Genomic DNA, 18041 nt, shown 5'->3' with positions numbered 1-18041 from the left:
TGAACAAATGAATGGAACGATGCTTAAGGCGACGATCGCCCACTGCAAGGCAGAGCTGCTGCGGACGGCCCGCAATCGTAGATTCGTCATATTTTCCGTCGTGATGCCGATTATATTCTACTTCTTGTTTTCAAACATCGTTGGCGATAACGAAATCGTAGGCGGCGTCAATTGGTCCGCCTACTATCTCATGTCCATGACCTGTTACGGCATTATCGGAGCCAGCTTCTCGACCTTCAGCATCCGTTTGTCCCGGGAACGCTCGCAAGGCTGGATCCGCATGCTGCGGATTACGCCGCTGCCGGCATGGGCTTATATTTTGTCCAAAATCGTATCACAAGCCGTTATCAATCTGTTTATCGTCGTGATGATGTTCTTGATCGGCGGCATCAGCAAGGGGATCGATTTGCCGGTGTCGGCTTGGATCGAGAGCGGTTTGTGGATTTGGCTCGGCGGTTTATCTTTCATGACGCTCGGTACGCTGTTTGGCACCATGCGCAATCCCGATGCTGTGCAAGTGTTGAGCATGATTACCTACATGGGGTTATCGGTCGTCGGCGGCTTATGGATGCCGGTTGAAACGATGTCGTCAACGATGCGGAAGATCGCGGAGCTCCTGCCTACGTACCGGCTTGGTCAAGGCGCTTGGAACCTGATCGCCGGCGGTTCGCTCAGCTGGGAAGGCATCGGCATTCTTGCGGCGTACGTCGTCGTCTTGATGGCGGCCTCCACTTGGATTATGAAGAAGCAGGAAGCGGTGTAACCGGATGAAGCATGCGTATTGGCGGCCCCAAGTGGGTCCGCCTCTCCTTTTTGCAATGGTTTGGTTAGTTTATCTTGTGTTCCCGGTGTACCATTTATTCGACGAGCCTCCGTCCCGGATTGCCGAGGGCTTGAGCGTTATTCTTGTGTTTATCGTGCTTTACGTTTACAGCTACCGTTTCGAAAGAGGGCGGCTGTTTTGCGTGCTGGGGATGCTGGCGATTGTGGGTTTGTTCTGCGCCAGCGATTCAGGGTCCATTTTAATGGCTTTCTACCCGGTGCCCATCATAGGGATGCTGACGAGCCGCAAGCAGATGGCGATTGGTATTTGCGGACTTCTGGCGCTGTTCGCATTTGACGTATGGTATTGGCATCTGTATGCCGACATAGATAAGTTCATGCAGATCATTCCTGCCATGATCGTCATGCTCGTCATTCCGTTCGCGTTCGTGATTGGTCGGAGATCTCGGGAGTTGAGGCAGAAGCTTAATCTAGCGAACGAAGAAATCGCGCGGCTATCGAAGAACGAGGAGCGTCAGCGGATATCGAGGGATTTGCACGACACGTTAGGCCACACGCTGTCGTTGATTACGCTGAAGAGCGAGCTGGCGGAAAAGCTCATTGCGAAGAACCCGGAGCGGGCCGTGCAGGAGGTGCGGGACATCCAGGCGACTTCGCGCGCTGCGCTCCGTCAGGTGCGGGAGCTCGTGTCGGGGATGAGCGCCGTAAAGCTGCGCGATGAAGTGGATCAGGCGAAGCAGATTTTGTCCGCGGCGGGCATTGTGCTGGAGCGGGAGGAGTGCGACTTCGAACGGGAGCTGCCGTCGCCGCTGATCGATAACATTCTCGGGATGTGCCTGCGGGAATCGGTGACGAATATTGTGAAGCATAGCCGCGCGCACGTATGCACGGTTCGGCTCGCTTGGGAGCCGGGCAGGCTGAAGCTGGTCGTAGCGGACGATGGCATTGGGCTCTACAAGAGCGGCGAGGGCGGCGGCTCCCAGCCGGATGCCGGTAAAGGCGGTAACGGGCTGCGCGGAATGAGAGAGCGGCTGGAGCTGATCGAAGGCTCCCTCACCGTGGAATCGGTCGGGAGAGGCGCGGAGCTGACGTTTGTCGTGCCGATCGTAGAGAAAGCGTCAGAAGAAGGGAGGGGACCGAACGGATGAAGGTCATCGTAGCGGAAGATCAAGGCATGCTGCGGGGAGCGTTGAGCGCCCTGCTGGATTTGGAAGACGATATCGAGGTCATCGGCCAGGCGGAAAACGGGAGGCAGGCGTTGGAGCTGATTCTGGAGCTGTCGCCTGATATTTGCGTCATGGACATTGAAATGCCGGAGATGAGCGGCCTCGATGTGGCGGAGAAGCTGAAGGAACTTGGCCATCCGTGCCGCGTGGTGATATTGACGACCTTCTCGCGCTCGGGATATTTCCAGCGGGCGATGAAGGCGGGAGCGAGCGGATTTCTGCTCAAGGATTCCCCGATCGACGAACTCGGCGCAGCCCTCCGCAAGGTCCGGCAGGGCGGCCGTGCCGTTAGTCCGGAGCTTGCGCTTTCGTTCTGGGAGGCGGAAAATCCGCTCTCCGAACGCGAGCGGGAGGTGCTTAGGCTTGCCGCGGAGGGTTTGACCGCCGGCGACATTGCGGGACGGTTATACCTGTCGGCCGGCACGGTGCGGAACTACATGTCCGAGGCGATTCAGAAGCTGGAGGCGAAGAACCGGATCGACGCGATCGGCATCGCGGAGAGGAACGGCTGGATTTAGTTGCGGGGGTTAACGAACCTGAGAAGGGGTTTGTCGGAGATTAGGAGAAATGAGAGTATTTCCGAGGAAATAACGTGCTCCATGCTCGAACAAGCACGTCTAGGTTGTTCGTTCGTTACCGAAACGATAATGATAATAAGAAGCCTCGTCCCATATCAACCGTGGGTCGAGGCTTCTCTTCTTATTTGCCGCTATCTTTCGCGACAGTGAAATTAAGTTCCACTCCGGTGCCCTGAATCAGGACCTTCGGTTGCGGCGGCTTCGACTGCGTTGCTTTGTTGATAGTGCATTTTGCTGTCGTTCACGTGTCGCATTATGACGAAATCCCTATCTTTTCCAATTATCAGTCTCGTGATATGATAAGTTCGTTTGATACATATTGGAACGTTCGCTACAGATATGCAGCAGGGATCACCGGCGAATTCATTGGAGGGGAGCAGGAGCTGCTCCCCTATTTGAGGGAGGCGTTATGGGATGAGGAGAAGAAATGGGCAAAATCGCCGGCGCGAAATCGCTGGACTGGTCGTGCTTCTCATGCTGGTCGCGGCGCTGTCGCTGCAGAGGCCTGTCCGATATGCGGATGCGGCCGCGCCTGAAGTGAAGTCGTTCCACCTGTATGCGACGGACGGGTACTTGACGCTGCCGGATGGAGAGACGGTTTACATTTGGGGCTACAGCTTGAAGAACGAGCAGGGAAGCGCGGTGTATACGTCGCCTACGCTTGAGGTGAACGAGGGCGATACGGTGGAGGTCACGTTGACGAACATCGGCGCGAAGAAGAAGGGGATCAAGCGGGTTGCGCATACGATTCACTGGCACGGCCTCGATACCGATCAGCAAAATGACGGCGTGCCGCATACTTCGGCACCTATTCAGGTTGGCGAGAGCTTACGGCGACGCATGCCGGCACCTATTTCTACCACTGCCATGTCGACACGGTCGAGCATTTGCAAATGGGGATGTACGGCGCATTGATCGTTAAAGCCAAAGGCGGCGAGAAGCGGGCATGGACGGGCGGCCCCGCTTACGATAAGGATTACGTATTGATGCTGAACGAGATCGATCCGGTTTGGCATAAGGCGGTCGAGGAAGGGAAGCCTTACGACCGCACCGATTTTCACCCGACTTACTGGACGATGAACGGCAAAGCGTTTCCCGACACCGAGAAGGATCCTTCAACGATGATCGAAGGAAAGGTCGGGGAGTCGGTGCTGATCCGAATCATTAATTCGGGCTATCAGCCGCACAGCTTCCATATGCACGGGTTTCATTTTCAGGTGATCGCCTCGGACGGCCGGCCGCTCCCGCAGCCTTTGCTGAAGGATACGCTGCTGATCGGCTCCGCGGAGCGGTACGATATATTGGTGAAGTTCGACCAGAGCGGCATGTTTCCGCTGCACAGCCATAACATCGTAGACAACACGAACAACGGCGTCTATCCCGGCGGCTTGCATACGATGATCCATGTGAAGGAAACGGACTCCGGCGAGACGGGCATGAGCATGAACATCACAATGAAAGCCGGTCAGCAGGCCGTAACGGTGAACGGAGAGAAGCTCACGATGCCTAAAGCGCCGGTGAAGCTTGAGGGCATGACCTATGTGCCGCTCCGGTTTATCGGAGAGCAGCTTGGCGCGAAGGTGGAGTGGCAGCCGAAGGAGCAGGCGGTTATCTATACGACGCAGAGCGGCGAAAAAATCCAGCTGTGGGTGAACGGCAAGCAAGCACTTGCAGGGACGAAGCTCCTGCCGCTGAACGCACCGCCGAAGAACGTGAACGGGGCGGTCATGGTGCCGCTGCGCTTCGTCGCGGAGCAGCTTGGCGCGAGCGTGGATTACAATGCCGCCACCGGTGTCATTGTCGTTAAGAGCATGATGAGCATGCCGGACGGGGGCGACTCCGGCTCCGGCTCAGGCGGCCATGCCGGACATGGCGGGAGCGGCGCTTCCGGCGGAGGAGCCGGCGATCCGGGCAGCGGTGCCGGAGGCGGCACAAGCGGGGGGAGCGGCGGCACTGGCGGCGGAGCAGGCGGCACCGGCACGGGCGCAGACCCCGCAGGAGGGTCCGATGGCGGCAGCCAAGGTACAGGCGGCACCGGCACGGGCTCCGGCTCCGGCGGCCAGCCGTCATCCGGCGATCCGCTGGCGGTGACGATTACCGGCGCGGCGTTCATCCCTCAGAAGCTGACCATCAAGAAGGGGCAGACCGTCACGTGGACGAATACCGACACGCAGATTCATACCGTTTACGATTTGAACGATTCGTTTACGAGCGGCAATATTCTCAGCAAAGCGCAGTACCAATTCAAATTTCTGGAGTCCGGCACCTACACCTACTATTGCTCGATTCACCCTAGCATGCAGGGCGAGATTACGGTAACGGAGTGACGTCATAAGAAGCATTAAAAATGCCGCGTTAATCGCGGCATTTTTAATTGACTTCCCGGCTATTCTCCGATTGATTTCTATAAACATAGATGACGTTCGGTTCGTCATGAACTACGTGTATTCCGTCAAAAAAATCCATTTTATAGGATAAAATTATTGTCAATAATGATGGGAACGGGACGGATAAGCTCATTCATACAATTGCTATGTACAAAACAATCCAATCCATTTAAAATATAAAACATGGAACAAATAATATATTACAAAGGGGATCCCTTCATGTTGGAACTCTCGATCAATGAGCCTGACCAACTCGTGAAGGTCGCGCACGCGCTGTCTTCGCATACGAGATTGAATATTATTAAGCTGCTGCTCAATTACAACAACCTCAATGTCAATGAAATCGGTGAGAAGCTCGGCATCCCGGTGTCGACGGCAGGCGTAAACGTGAAGGTGCTGGAGGACGCGGGGCTGATTTTGACGGAAATACTGCCAGCGAGCCGCGGCGCCATGAAAGTGTGCAAGCGGAATTTCGACGATGTGAGACTCATTCTGAATCCGATTGCCGGCTACCGAAACAAGGATCAGGTCTACGAGATCGAAATGCCGATCGGCCATTTCGTCGATATCGACGTCCAGCCGACATGCGGCATTGCGAATAGCGCGGCGATGATCATTCCCGAAGACGACCCGTCGAGCTTCTTCTTTCCGGAGTGCAGAACGGCGGAAATGATCTGGTTCAGACAAGGCTCGATCGAGTACCGCTTCCCGCGTGCCTTGCCGCGTAACGTGGATGTGAAGACGATTGAATTTTCGCTGGAGTTATGCTCGGAGGCACCGAATTTCAACAACGACTGGCCGTCCGATATTACGATCTGGATCAATAACGTGGAGATCGGAACCTGGACGTCTCCTGGCGATTTCGGCGATCACCGCGGCAAGAATAATCCGGAGTGGTGGCATGACAGCAGTACACAATACGGCTTATTGAAGACGTTCCGGGTAGATAAACATAGAAGCACAGTCGATAACCAGAAAATATCCGACGTGACCTTGCAGGATTTGAAGCTGGACGAGGCCCCGTTCATCCGCTTCAAAGTCGGCGTGAAGCCGGACGCGGACAATAAGGGCGGCATCAATTTGTTCGGCCGTGGATTCGGTGATCATGAGCAGGATATCATCATGAAGGTTCTTTATGAGGCGCCTGTGAGCGATTGAAGTTATGAACAAACTATTTGTTTATTAAAGCGCGCTTGCGCTTTTTTTTACCCCTTTAATAATATAATTATTGTTTGAAACCGTTGACATTTTCTGTTTGTGGCCATATAATCTGATTTGTAACGAAGATTCTGTGTTTAATAGAACTAATTGTGCTGGCTGAATGAGGGCGAGGTTCATCATAAATGGACGGGGGAGATGATGGGAAACCGCGATCTCATGGGGAATCGACACAAATGCTATGAATGAAACAAAATATGTGTTTTAAATATGGCGAGGAGGGTCAGTAAGAATGACACAATGGAAAAAAACACTGGGCGTTTTGACGGCATTTCTGGTATTAACGGGCGGTACGATCGGATGTGGAAGCAGCGGCAACACCGATAATGGCAACAACTCCGCGGCGACAACGAATGCATCCTCCAACGGCGCGGCAACCACGGACAACTCGGCCGATGCAAACAATGCTCCCAAAGAAGAGGAACTAGTAAAGATTCAATTCGCCGGATGGGGCGATCCGACAGAGAAAGAAGTGTTCTCGAAGCTTATCGCCAGCTTCGAAGCAAAGAATCCGAATATAGATGTCGATTATCTGCACATTCCGAGCGATTACGTAGGCAAGATGAATACGATTCTCGCCGGCGGCAACGCCCCCGATGTCTTCTATGTGCCAGACGGCGACTTCGGCCGCTGGGTAAGCCAAGATTTGCTGCTGCCGATCGAAGATTATGTAAACGTTAGCAATATCGATACGGCGGACATGTGGGATTCCGCGCTGCTCCGTTACCGCTACGACGGCTCCGTAACCGGCAAAGGCCCGCTCTACGCGTTGCCGAAGGATATCGGCCCAACGGTTCTCTACTATAACAAAGATCTATTCACCAAAATGGGTGTTCCGTACCCAAGCGCGGATACGCCGATGACGTTCGATCAGCTGCTTGAGACCGCTCAGAAGCTCACCGTGAAAGAGGGCGACAAGGTCACGCAATACGGCATGGGTCCGATCTGGTGGGAAGGCTTCGTACTGGGCAACGGCGGCACGTTCCTGAGCGATGACAAGAAGGAATTCCTGCTTAACAGCAAGGAAGCGGCGGATGCGCTGCAATTCGCGGTCGATCTGGCGCACAAGCACAAGGTCGTGCCGGACAGCCGCGCGCTGCAAGCGATGAATGACGGCCAAATGTTCGAGACCGGCAAGCTCGCCATGATTATCCAAGGACGCTGGATGGTTCCGACTTACCGCAAGCTGAAGTTCGATTGGGACGTCGCGCCGCTGCCGGCTAACGGCAAATGGGCAGGCTGGAGCGGTTCCGTTGGTCTCGGCATCTCGAAGAAGACGAAACATCAGGAAGCGGCATACAAGCTCGTCGAATTCTTGGGCGGACCTGAAGGCCAGAAAGAGCAGTCGCTGATGGGATTCGCCATTCCGAGCTTCAAGTCGATGGCGAACACGGACGTCTTCCTCCAGCCTGGACAAAAGCCGGAGCACGCGGAAGTATTCATCAAAGCGGCGGAAAGCGAAATTCCGGGTCCTTGGACGAACCTGCCGAACGCGAAGTGGTGGGATATGCTAAACCAAAATCTAGGCCCGATGTGGGAAGCGAAAAAGCCGGCTCAAGATGTTCTCAACGAGCTGAAGCCGAAGATCGACGCAGCCATCAAGGAAGGAAATCCGGCTATTTTTAAATAAATAGCCTAGAGTTTTAGGGAAAAGGAGAAGCCCGTCCGGCGCTTCTCCCCGTTCCCGCAGTTCGGAGGAGGATGGACTTGAGCAATCGTAAGAAGATGTACTTGTGGGCGTATGCCTTCATCTCTGCTCCAATTTTAGGTTTCCTGCTATTCGCATTCATACCGATCTGTTTCTCCGTGTACGTGAGCTTTACCAAGTACAGCGGCTATCAGGCTCCGGAAATGACGGGCGCGGACAACTACGTCAGACTGCTCGCGGAAGACCCGCTATTCTGGAAAACGCTGCGCAACACGGTCTACTCCGCGCTCGCCATTCCGTTCGGAATGGCGCTGTCACTGGCTATCGCCGTTTCCTTAAATCAGAAAATCAAGGCGATCCGTTTCTTTCGCACGGCCTTCTTCTTGCCGACCATCAGCTCCGTCGTGGCGATGACGCTGCTGTGGAAATGGATTTTCAATGCGGAATACGGCTTGCTGAACAACTTTCTGGGCTGGTTCGGCATTGTGGGGCCAGCGTGGCTTAGCAGCGAGGACTGGGCGATGCCGGCGATGATCATTCAAGGCGTATGGGGCGGCCTCGGCTTTAGCATGGTCATGTACTTGGCCGCGCTTCAAGGGGTGCCGAGAAGTCTTTACGAAGCGGCGGAAATCGACGGAGCCAACTTGTGGCAGCGATTCCTGCGCATTACGATTCCGAGCATTTCGCCTACGACCTTATATTTGCTGATTACCTCGATCATTGGCGTCATGCAGGATTTTCCGAGATTTCAAATTATGACCGAAGGCGGCCCCAACTACTCGACGACCACGATTGTGTATTACCTGTTCCAGAACGCCTTCCGCTACATGGAAATGGGATATGCTTCGGCGATGGCGTGGATGCTCGGCCTCTTGCTGATGGTCATCACGCTCATTAATTTCCGGTTGTCGCGTCGCTGGGTGCATTACGAATAGGAGGAAGACGAATGTCCGGTGCCGCGGTTGGCGTGAGACATACAAGGAAGCAGGCAAGCGAGCGGATTATGAAGACGGTTGCTTACTTGTTTTTGATCAGCGGATCACTGGTGATGGCGGTTCCTTTTTTATGGATGCTATCGACCTCGTTGAAAGAAGAAGGCGTCATCTTCGAGATGCCGCCGAAGTGGATTCCCGAGCCGATCGAATGGAGCAACTATGCGTTCGTTCTCGGAGAGGCCAACCTGCTGCACGGTTTTATGAATACGCTCATTATCGTCATTCCGACGACCATCATCGGATTGTTCTCGAGCGCTTTGGCCGCTTATGCTTTCGCGCGGATCAACTTCCCGGCGCGGAACGCGCTGTTCGTCATGCTGCTGGCCACGATGATGATTCCGGGCGTCGTGACGATGATACCGACGTTCATTTTGTACAAATCGATCGGTTGGATCGACAGCTGGCTGCCGCTGATGGTACCGGGGATGTTCGGGGCGGCTGCGGCGGTGTTCTTTATCCGGCAATTTTTTATGACGATTCCGTCGGAGCTTGAAGACGCGGCTATTATGGATGGCTTGAATCCGCTGCAAATTTTTATCCGGATCATGCTGCCGCTGTCGAAGCCCGCTTTGGTCGCGCAAGGGATTTTCGGGTTCTTGGGGGGCTACAACGACTTTCTCGGCCCGCTCATCTACATCAATAGCCCTGAGAAGTTCACGCTTCAGCTTGTGCTGGCGTCTTTCCAAGGCATGTACAACGCGCAGTGGACATACATCATGGCGGGATCGGTGCTTGCGTTAATCCCGACCGTATTGCTGTTTTTCTTCGCACAGCGTTATTTCGTTGAAGGCGTTACTTTGACGGGAATGAAAGGATAGTTTAGGAGGAATACAAAGTGACACTTGCAACGAACAAGACATTCAACAACCCGATTATGGCAAACGGTGCGGATCCCTGGATGTATCGGCATACCGACGGCTTCTATTACTTCATGGTCACGTGCGGCGATCGGCTCGATCTATACCGTTCCCCGTCGATGAGCGGGGTAGCGAACGCCCCGAAAACAACGATTTGGCTTCCGCCGGACGAAGGCCCGGGCAGCCGGGAGCTGTGGGCGCCCGAGATTCATTACATTCAGGGCAAGTGGTACGTCTACTTTACGGCGAGCGCCGGAGGGGGAGATGCGACCCGCAAAATTTACGTCCTTGAGAACGAGAACGACGATCCGACGACAGGGATTTGGACGGAGAAGGGCCCTGTTAATACGGCGCTGCCGGGTCTGGACGGAACGATCCTGGAGCATGGCGGCAAGATGTATTTCATGTACGCCGGTTACGGTCATTTTCCCGAGTACGGCTCAGCGATCTATGCCTGCCTGATGGAAAACCCTTGGACGCTGACAGGATCCGAATCGCTGCTCACGAAGCCGGAGTATGACTGGGAGATGCAAGGCGGCATGGCGATCAATGAAGGCCCGTGCTTCCTCATTCGATACGGCAAAGTTTTCATGATCTACTCGGCCAGCACGACTTGGTCGGATGACTATGGGCTAGGCATGCTTACGGCGGCTGAAGGCAGCGATCTGCTGAACCCGGACTCCTGGACGAAGAGCGACCGGCCCGTCTTTGTAAAATGCGTAGAGAATGGCGTGTTTGCGCCGGGGCATAACAGCTTCACCCAATCGCCGGACGGCAGCGAGGATTGGATTGTGTATCACGCGATCCCCGAATCGGACGGAGGCGCGGACAAAAGGCAGCCGCGGATGCAGAAATTCGGTTGGACGGCGGACGGACGCCCTGAATTCGGCCGGCCGGTAGCAGCGGCAATCGAATATCCGGTACCATCGGGGGAATGTTAGGACCGGCTCATAATAAGAGACGAAGCATAGCGTCGATTGCTGCCCTATGCCTCGTCCTTGTCGTCCTGTCTGTAACTGCTTGGCGCATCTATCTTCATCAGGAACAACCGGGCGCGAAAGTGGCTTATACGAATCCTGTCTTCAATCATGACGCGCCGGACCCGACTGTGCTGAAGGCTGAAGACGGCTATTATTACGCGATAACGACCCAAAGCAACTATGATGGGAATCTTGTTCCTTTGCCGATCTTGCGATCGAAGGATTTAGTTCATTGGGAAATGAAAGGAACCGTTTTTACGATCGAGCAGGTTCCATCATGGGCGACGTTCGACTACATGTGGGCGCCGCATCTGACCCATTACAAGGGGAAGTATTACGTGTATTACTCGACCAAAGTGAATGACGGCGATCCCATAAAGGGAATGGGGATCGGCGTCGCCGTTGCGGATCATCCGCTTGGACCGTATAAGGATCATGGCGGTCCTGTGGTTTGGGGCACGGGGTTTGAGAAGATCGATCCATTCGTTCTGGATGACGACGACGGAAAACGCTATTTGTACTGGGGTTCCGACAAGCAGCCGATTTATGCCGCGCAGCTTGCGGAAGACGGAATGAGCGTCATCGGGGAGGAAACGGCGGTTATCTATCCGGGCTACCAAAGCCGCGAAGGCTACGATGCTTTAGTGGAAGGTCCGTGGGTAGTAAAACGGAACGATTACTACTACATGTTCTATTCCGGCGATTATTGCTGCCAGGATAACAGCGGCCAATCTGCCCACTATGCTGTAATGGCTGCGCGCTCTAAGTCTCCTACGGGTCCTTATGAGGCTTATCCGAACAATCCGGTGCTGGAGAAGAACGAGAATTTCCTTGCTCCCGGCCATAACGCCGTCATTCAGGACGATACGGGAATAGATTGGCTGCTTTACCATGCGTACAACCTCAAGGATCTAACCAGTTCAGGGCGCGTGCTGATGCTTGATCGGATTTATTGGAAGGACGGATGGCCCGTCATTAGCGACGGCAGCGGCCCGAGTTCTCAGCTGCACGAGGATGGACCGGCAACCGATTGAAGCAAATTCAGCCAAGAGGGACGTTCTTCGTGAAGTAGACCGTTAGCTATGCGGAGTTGGGAAAAGGGCAATCGGCCTGGCGGCCGGTTGTTCTTTTCTTCGTCCGAGACAGGTGAAGGAGCATTCGGTATGCGGATAGCGACATTTCGACAACGACTCGCTGCGGGCTGTTTCTTATTGGCAGTTATAGCCGCAGCGATCGGGATGGGAAGGGATTGGATGGAGATCAGCACGCATGGAGACTTTGCATATCAAGGCCATGGAGGCACGTTCAAAAATACGCTTGCCGAATTCGATACGCCCGATCCAAGCGTTGTTTATCACGACGGCTATTACTACATGACGTTCACGCATAACGGCGCCGATGTCATGGTGATGAAATCGCGAACGCTCGACTTTCGCGGGGCGCAGCGCCAGACGGTCTGGATCCCGCCTGCGGATACGGCGTACTCCGCGAATGTGTGGGCGCCGGAGATCCAGCGGATTGGCGGGAAGTGGTATATCTACTTTGCGGCGGACGACGGCTTAAACGAGAATCACCGGATGTACGCGCTCGAAGCGGATTCCGACGATCCGATGGGTTCCTATACGTTCAAAGGGCAAGTCGCGGACGAGACGAATAAATGGGCCATCGACGGCCTGGCTATGGAGCATGATGGGAAGCTGTATTTTGTCTGGTCCGGCTGGGAGGGCGATGTGAACGTGCAGCAAAACACGTACATTGCGCCGATGAGCGATCCGCTTACCATCAGCGGTCCGCGCGTCCTGCTGAACGAGCCTACGCTGGATTGGGAAAGGGCGGGAGGGCCGCCTTATATCAATGAAGGCCAGGCTATATTGAAGAAGAATGGGCGTCTGTTCATCGTCTATTCGGGAGCCGGAAGCTGGACGCCGTACTATGCGCTCGGCATGCTGGCCTTGAAGCCGGGTGCCGATCCGCTCAAAGCCGAGAGCTGGGAGAAGTCCCCTCAGCCGATGCTGCAATTGGATGAAGAGGCCGGCGTGTTCGGCCCGGGGCATAACTCCTTCGTCTCATCGCCTGACGGCTCGGAGGAATGCTGGATCGTGTACCACGCGACGACTGGCTGGTCGGATGGCTGGAACAACCGCAAAGCAAGAGCGCAAAAGATCATGTGGAACGAGGATGGGCTGCCCGAATTCGGCCGGCCTTTATCGTTGAATACGGCGATTCCGGTTCCTTCCGGCTCCGGCCTCGCGAAAGCGGAGCATGCGAAGAAAGCGGGAGCGAGGCTGGAATTCGATTTTATGGAATCGACCGTGGATACGACGGCGCCGCTGCTGATCCATTACCGCCAAAAAAGCGGCGACAAACGGAAGATTGACCTTCTCGTGAATGGCAAACAAGCCGCGGACGCCATTGAAGTACCGGCAATGGCTGCGGACGAGATCGGCTATCTCTATGTGCCGATTTCGTTAATCCCGGGCTTAAACACGGTATCGCTGCCTGCCGGCCAGCAAGGTCTCGACATCCTCGCCATCGAAATTCCCCGCTACGAAGCGGAGAATGCACAGTCGGCGGGTCAAGCCGCAGCGGCAGCGTTGCCTCTCAATTCCGGCTGGGGAGCCGTCTTGCTTACAAGCAGCGGCGATGCGGCGGAAGGCCCGGCCTCAACCTTGCGATTCGCCAACATTGCCATCCCTAAGAACGGCACGTACAAGCTGCGTTTCGCCGTATCTAACGCCGAAGAGCAGGCGGCCAGCCTGAAGAGCGCGCTGGATGGCGGCAAGGAGAGAACGGTAGAGATCGCCCCAACCGAGCGGAACGAATACGCCCCTGCTGAGCTGGAAGTCAAGTTGCAGGCCGGCGTGCATGAAATTACGGTTGAAGCCGTGAGCGGCAGGGTTTACGTGGATTACTTGGATATTTACGGTTTATAGAATCAAAGAATAGCGGTAGCAGGAGCGGAGCGGGCGATAATGGTGTAGAAACGAAGTGTTCGCCTTTGTAGTTCGGATTTCAACATTAGGATCAGTTATAAAATCAAAGAAATCCGAAGTACAACAGCGATCGGAACCATGATTCGCACGCGCAGCGCATGCCCCAACAGCGTTTCTTAAATGTAACTGACGGAGGTAACTTTTCATGTCCACGATATTCAGAACGGATTATCCCCGCCCGCAGTTTGTGCGCCAACAATGGGAAAGCTTGAACGGCGAGTGGGAATTCGAGTTCGACGATGACCGGATCGGAAGCAAAGAGCAGTGGCATAAAGGGCAGAATGAATTGGCCAGGCGCATTCAGGTTCCGTTCGCGTTCCAAAGCAAGCTGAGCGGCATCGCGGACAACGATTTTCACGATTGCGTCTGGTACCGCAAGCGCTTCAGGGTAACCGATGCCTTTGCCGGCAAAAGAACGATTCTGCACTTCGGCGCCGTCGATTACGAGGCGACCGTATGGGTGAACGGTCAGTTTGCCGTTCGCCATGAAGGCGGACATACCCCGTTTCATGCCGATATTACGGACTGCCTGCAAGCCGGCGACAACTGGATTGTCGTGCAGGCGACCGATTACAGCGAAGACTTGACGCTGCCTCGCGGCAAGCAGTACTGGCTCAAGGATTCCGCATCGATCTTCTATACGAGAACGACGGGCATTTGGCAGTCGGTCTGGCTGGAGGCGGTGTCCCCGGTCCATTTGGCGCGCGTGCGGATTACGCCGGACGTTGACCGGAATGAAGTGACGATCCGCGCGTTTCTGACAGGCTATACCCCGTCTCAGCGGCTGCGGCTGCGGGTTGCCGTTTCCTCAGGCGGACAACGGGTCGCAGAGGATCAATATTCGGTGATGGCAGCCCATGAGTCCAGAACCATCAAGTTGCGCGACTTCAACGAGCATGGGCTCGGCCGGCTCTGGTCGCCGGAGCATCCGAATTTATACGATGTGACGTTCACCCTGCTTCAGGATGGCGAGCCAGTCGATCAGGTGGAAAGCTATTTTGGCCTGCGCAAGGTGTCGATCGAGAATGGCAGGCTTTGCCTGAACAATCGGCCTTATTTGATGAAAATGGTGCTCGATCAAGGCTACTTCCCCGATGGCAATTTAACGCCTCCTTCCGATGACGCCATCAGGCAGGACGTGCTGCTCACGAAAGCGATGGGTTTCAACGGGGCCCGCAAGCATCAGAAGGTAGAAGATCCACGCTACTTATATTGGTGCGATAAGCTTGGATTGCTCGTTTGGGGCGAGATGGCGAATGCTTATGACTATTCGGAGACGTATGCGAAGCGATTCGCGAACGAATGGCAGGAGGCGGTGGAGCGCGATTACAATCATCCGTGCATCGTCGCATGGGTGCCGTTGAACGAAAGCTGGGGCGTTCCCAATATTCAAATCGACGCGCAGCAGCAGCAGCATGCGCTGGCGATGTACTATATGACCAAGTCGCTGGACGCAACGAGACCCGTCGTATCGAATGACGGCTGGGAGCTCGTGAAGACCGATCTGTTCAACATCCACGATTACGAATGGCGCGGCGAAGTGCTGCAGGACCGGTATTCGACGGCGGAGAAAGCGGTGAGCGCGCTTCCGGCCAACCGGCAGCTGAGCGTCGGCGGCTTCCGTTACGAGGGCCAGCCGATTCTCGTCACGGAGTTCGGCGGCATCGCCTTCAAGAAGAGCGAGCGGGAAGGTTGGGGCTATTCAGGCGCTTCCAACGACGAAGAGTATATCGAGCGGGTATACAATGTGATCAAACCGCTGCTGGCATCGCCTGTCGTGCAAGGTTACTGTTACACGCAGTTGACCGACGTCGAGCAGGAGATTAACGGTCTGCTGACGTACGACCGGCAGCCGAAGGTACCGGTTGAGATCCTAAAAGCCATAAACGAAGAAAATCATCCATCCAACAAATAAACCGCTGGCAACTCTTATTGAAGGTTACAGCAATATGTTAGTTCAATTAATCCAGGAGCAGTTTGCCGCCGCGGCAGCTGCTCCTTCTTGTCGTTAAGTTAAGGGGCAGATGACGCTGAACAAGTTTTAAGAAATATTTTATTTTTACCCCCAGATCTTTTTAAACAGTTCTCCTTATCCTAGAGCTACTGAATGCACTGGAAGAAGTCAATCAAGCTCAAAATGCGACTCCGCAAGGAAGGGGAAGATGGCGTTGAAACATAAGGAAAAGTTGAAGGATATTATAATTCAAGCATCGTTTGTCCTGTATGTGTACATCTTATTCAAAATTATTTTATTTAAGTTCGACTCTATTAACATGACGTTTCTATGGGCACAACTGAAGACGAGTCTGGAAAACCCTGATCATATCATCAGGCAATTTCAATCAGGTAACTTGATTCCATTTGATGAAATATCTAAAATTACCCAAGGTATGTCGGAGCATGGTTGGATTAACCTCTTTGGGAATTTGGCGATATTCATTCCGTACGGCTTTTTGCTTGGCGCAATGCTAAGAAACAAAAAAATATCATGTACCGACGGTTTCATCCTTTCTTTTGCTTTAAGTCAACTATTGGAAAGCGCGCAGGTGTTATTCGCTATTGGAATTTTTGATATCGATGATCTCATCCTCAATTCAACTGGGGGCTTGATCGGTTTCATTATTTTCAAATTATTCGCTAGGTCAGTAACTGCATTAAGTGTTATCCATCCGGAAGCAGGTCCATCTGAAGCAGTAAGAGTAATACCGAGGTGATAAGGGCGCCAAAACGAAGATTTAAAGCTTACGTCACCCCCAAGATTCGACCGATTCTCTCGAAGGTTATGAATATAGTGACTGCAATTCTTTCAATTTATTGTAAAAGATAGACAATTCTTGTGGTAAACTAGCGAAAAACGCGTTTCATAGAGTAACAGCGGGCAGGAGGGATACATACAACATGAGAACAAAATGGTTTAAACTTGCACTTAGTCTCTTTATATGTTTATCGGCAATCCAGCTGAATCTATCGCCGCGGCACGCCGCGGCTGCGACAGCGCCCGGTTCTCCAAGCGAATGGGCGAAGCAGGAAATCGCGGATGCGATATCGAGCGGGCTTATCCCGTACGGGCTGACGAACAGCTACCGGCTGGCATTGACCCGGCAGGAGTTTTGCGAAATGGCCGTTCAGCTCTATGAGGTGCTGACGGATACGAAGCCGCCGGCGCCGAAATCCAACCCGTTTCGCGACACGGCGAATTACCGGATCGGTCAAGCCTACGAGCTTGGCATCGTCAAAGGGACAAGCCAAACCACGTTCTCGCCCAGAGCTAACGTTACTCGCGAGCAGCTTGCGCTGATGCTCCAAAATACGCTTGCGAAAGCAGGCTTCCAGAAGCGGCTCCAAGACGGTAAAGGGACGCCGCCGAAGTTCGCGGACGACAAGCTGCTGGCTGCGTGGTCGCGGGAGGCGGTCGGCATTCTGTCCGGCAATGGCATCCTGAAGGGCAGCTTGACCGCCGGGAAGCTGCGCTTCGAGCCCCGCGCGACGACAACGAGGGAGCAAGCCATCGTGCTGGTGTATCGGATTTATGAACGGTTCGGGACCTATTTTGTTCATGATGAAGAGGATTTGCTGGAGGCGGCTAAACAGAAGCTGCCGGTCGTCTTCAAGAATAAACAGATGGAAGCCATCAATGCCAAAGCGAGAGCGGTGCTTGCCGAGATCCTTACGCCTGGGATGACCGAATATGAGCGAGAGCTTGCCATACATGACTACATTTTGCTAAACACGGCCTACGATTATGACAACTTCGTAAGCGGCACGGTGCCGCCGGAATCCTATACCGTGTATGGTGTCCTTTTTGGCGGGATCGCCGTTTGCCAGGGCTATGCGGGGACAGCGGATTTGCTGCTCAGCATGGCGGGCATCGAGTCCAGCATCGTCGTCGGCACCGCGAATGGCGGAACCCACGCGTGGAACAAGGTGAAGATCGGCGGCGAGTATTACAATTTGGACGTGACCTGGGACGATCCTGTTCCGGATGTGGAGGGAAGGCGGACGTACGGGTATTTTAACGTGACGGACGAGGAATTGAGGCGCGACCATGCGTGGAGCGACAAGCTTCCGGCCGCAACCGCCAAAACGTTCAACTATTATCGGATGAACGGGCTCGCGGTGAGCAGCGAAGCCGAGTTCGAAGCGAGAATCCGCACGGCCATCGAAGCTCGGGCGGCCGCGCTTACGCTCAAACGAACTTACGTGGATGAGAAAGGTCCTCTCGTCTGGGAAACCTTGTTCAAGAGTTATGCCGACATACTTGCATCCTACTCTTATACCATGGATAAAAGCGGGGTCGTGAGCTTCAAGTTCAAGTACCGCTCGTAGTCGGCACCCAAGAAATGCTACAATGAGAAAAAACGACGGACGGAGCGCTT

General features: G+C 54.3%; 14 protein-coding genes and 1 pseudogene. All 15 read left to right on the top strand.

Annotated features, from left to right (window positions below):
* Positions 1-7: 7 nt before the first annotated feature.
* The 15 genes and pseudogenes from DL346_RS20900 to DL346_RS20830 all read left to right on the top strand — a co-directional run bounded on the left by DL346_RS20900 (position 8) and on the right by DL346_RS20830 (position 17991).
* Positions 8-763 carry an ABC transporter permease gene (locus DL346_RS20900; RefSeq protein WP_112884313.1) on the top strand — a complete coding sequence of 252 codons (756 nt, stop codon included), beginning with the start codon at positions 8-10 and terminating at the stop codon, positions 761-763.
* A gap of 4 nt (positions 764-767) precedes the next feature.
* Positions 768-1931, top strand: a complete 1164-nt coding sequence (locus DL346_RS20895) for a sensor histidine kinase (RefSeq protein WP_112884312.1) — start codon at positions 768-770, stop codon at positions 1929-1931.
* Positions 1928-2527, top strand: a complete 600-nt coding sequence (locus DL346_RS20890; RefSeq protein WP_112884311.1) for a response regulator transcription factor — start codon at positions 1928-1930, stop codon at positions 2525-2527. The genes DL346_RS20895 and DL346_RS20890 overlap by 4 nt, the downstream gene beginning before the upstream one ends.
* A gap of 474 nt (positions 2528-3001) precedes the next feature.
* Positions 3002-3427 (top strand): annotated as a pseudogene (locus tag DL346_RS20885) (multicopper oxidase domain-containing protein); the annotation flags it as partial.
* Positions 3428-3498: 71 nt separating this feature from the next.
* The gene (locus tag DL346_RS20880; protein ID WP_165822603.1) at positions 3499-4914 is read left to right on the top strand and encodes a stalk domain-containing protein; all 1416 of its coding nucleotides are present in this window, start codon (positions 3499-3501) and stop codon (positions 4912-4914) included.
* Positions 4915-5193: 279 nt separating this feature from the next.
* Positions 5194-6132 (top strand): ArsR/SmtB family transcription factor, encoded by a 939-nt coding sequence (locus DL346_RS20875; RefSeq protein ID WP_112884308.1) that lies wholly within the window; start codon positions 5194-5196, stop codon positions 6130-6132.
* A gap of 292 nt (positions 6133-6424) precedes the next feature.
* The gene (locus DL346_RS20870) at positions 6425-7822 is read left to right on the top strand and encodes an ABC transporter substrate-binding protein (protein WP_112884307.1); all 1398 of its coding nucleotides are present in this window, start codon (positions 6425-6427) and stop codon (positions 7820-7822) included.
* A 71-nt stretch (positions 7823-7893) separates the two neighbouring features.
* Positions 7894-8775, top strand: a complete 882-nt coding sequence (locus DL346_RS20865) for a carbohydrate ABC transporter permease (RefSeq protein WP_112884306.1) — start codon at positions 7894-7896, stop codon at positions 8773-8775.
* A gap of 11 nt (positions 8776-8786) precedes the next feature.
* A complete protein-coding gene (locus tag DL346_RS20860) occupies positions 8787-9653 on the top strand; it encodes a carbohydrate ABC transporter permease (RefSeq protein WP_112884305.1) in 867 nt (288 codons plus the stop codon).
* Between the two features lie 17 nt (positions 9654-9670).
* A complete protein-coding gene (locus DL346_RS20855; protein WP_276311575.1) occupies positions 9671-10633 on the top strand; it encodes a glycoside hydrolase family 43 protein in 963 nt (320 codons plus the stop codon).
* A complete protein-coding gene (locus DL346_RS20850) occupies positions 10627-11706 on the top strand; it encodes a glycoside hydrolase family 43 protein (protein ID WP_112884304.1) in 1080 nt (359 codons plus the stop codon). The genes DL346_RS20855 and DL346_RS20850 overlap by 7 nt, the downstream gene beginning before the upstream one ends.
* A 129-nt stretch (positions 11707-11835) precedes the next feature.
* Positions 11836-13605 (top strand): family 43 glycosylhydrolase, encoded by a 1770-nt coding sequence (locus tag DL346_RS20845; protein ID WP_240633338.1) that lies wholly within the window; start codon positions 11836-11838, stop codon positions 13603-13605.
* A 205-nt stretch (positions 13606-13810) separates the two neighbouring features.
* Positions 13811-15580 (top strand): glycoside hydrolase family 2 protein, encoded by a 1770-nt coding sequence (locus DL346_RS20840; protein ID WP_112884303.1) that lies wholly within the window; start codon positions 13811-13813, stop codon positions 15578-15580.
* Positions 15581-15827: 247 nt separating this feature from the next.
* The gene (locus tag DL346_RS20835; protein WP_112884302.1) at positions 15828-16379 is read left to right on the top strand and encodes a VanZ family protein; all 552 of its coding nucleotides are present in this window, start codon (positions 15828-15830) and stop codon (positions 16377-16379) included.
* A 184-nt stretch (positions 16380-16563) separates the two neighbouring features.
* Positions 16564-17991, top strand: coding sequence for an S-layer homology domain-containing protein (locus DL346_RS20830; RefSeq protein ID WP_112884301.1), 1428 nt, complete (start codon positions 16564-16566; stop codon positions 17989-17991).
* Positions 17992-18041: the final 50 nt, after the last annotated feature.

Origin of the sequence: Paenibacillus montanisoli (genome assembly GCF_003268025.1) — a bacterium.
Taxonomy (GTDB): domain Bacteria; phylum Bacillota; class Bacilli; order Paenibacillales; family Paenibacillaceae; genus Paenibacillus_Z; species Paenibacillus_Z montanisoli.
This window is presented reverse-complemented; position numbering and strand designations above follow the sequence as displayed.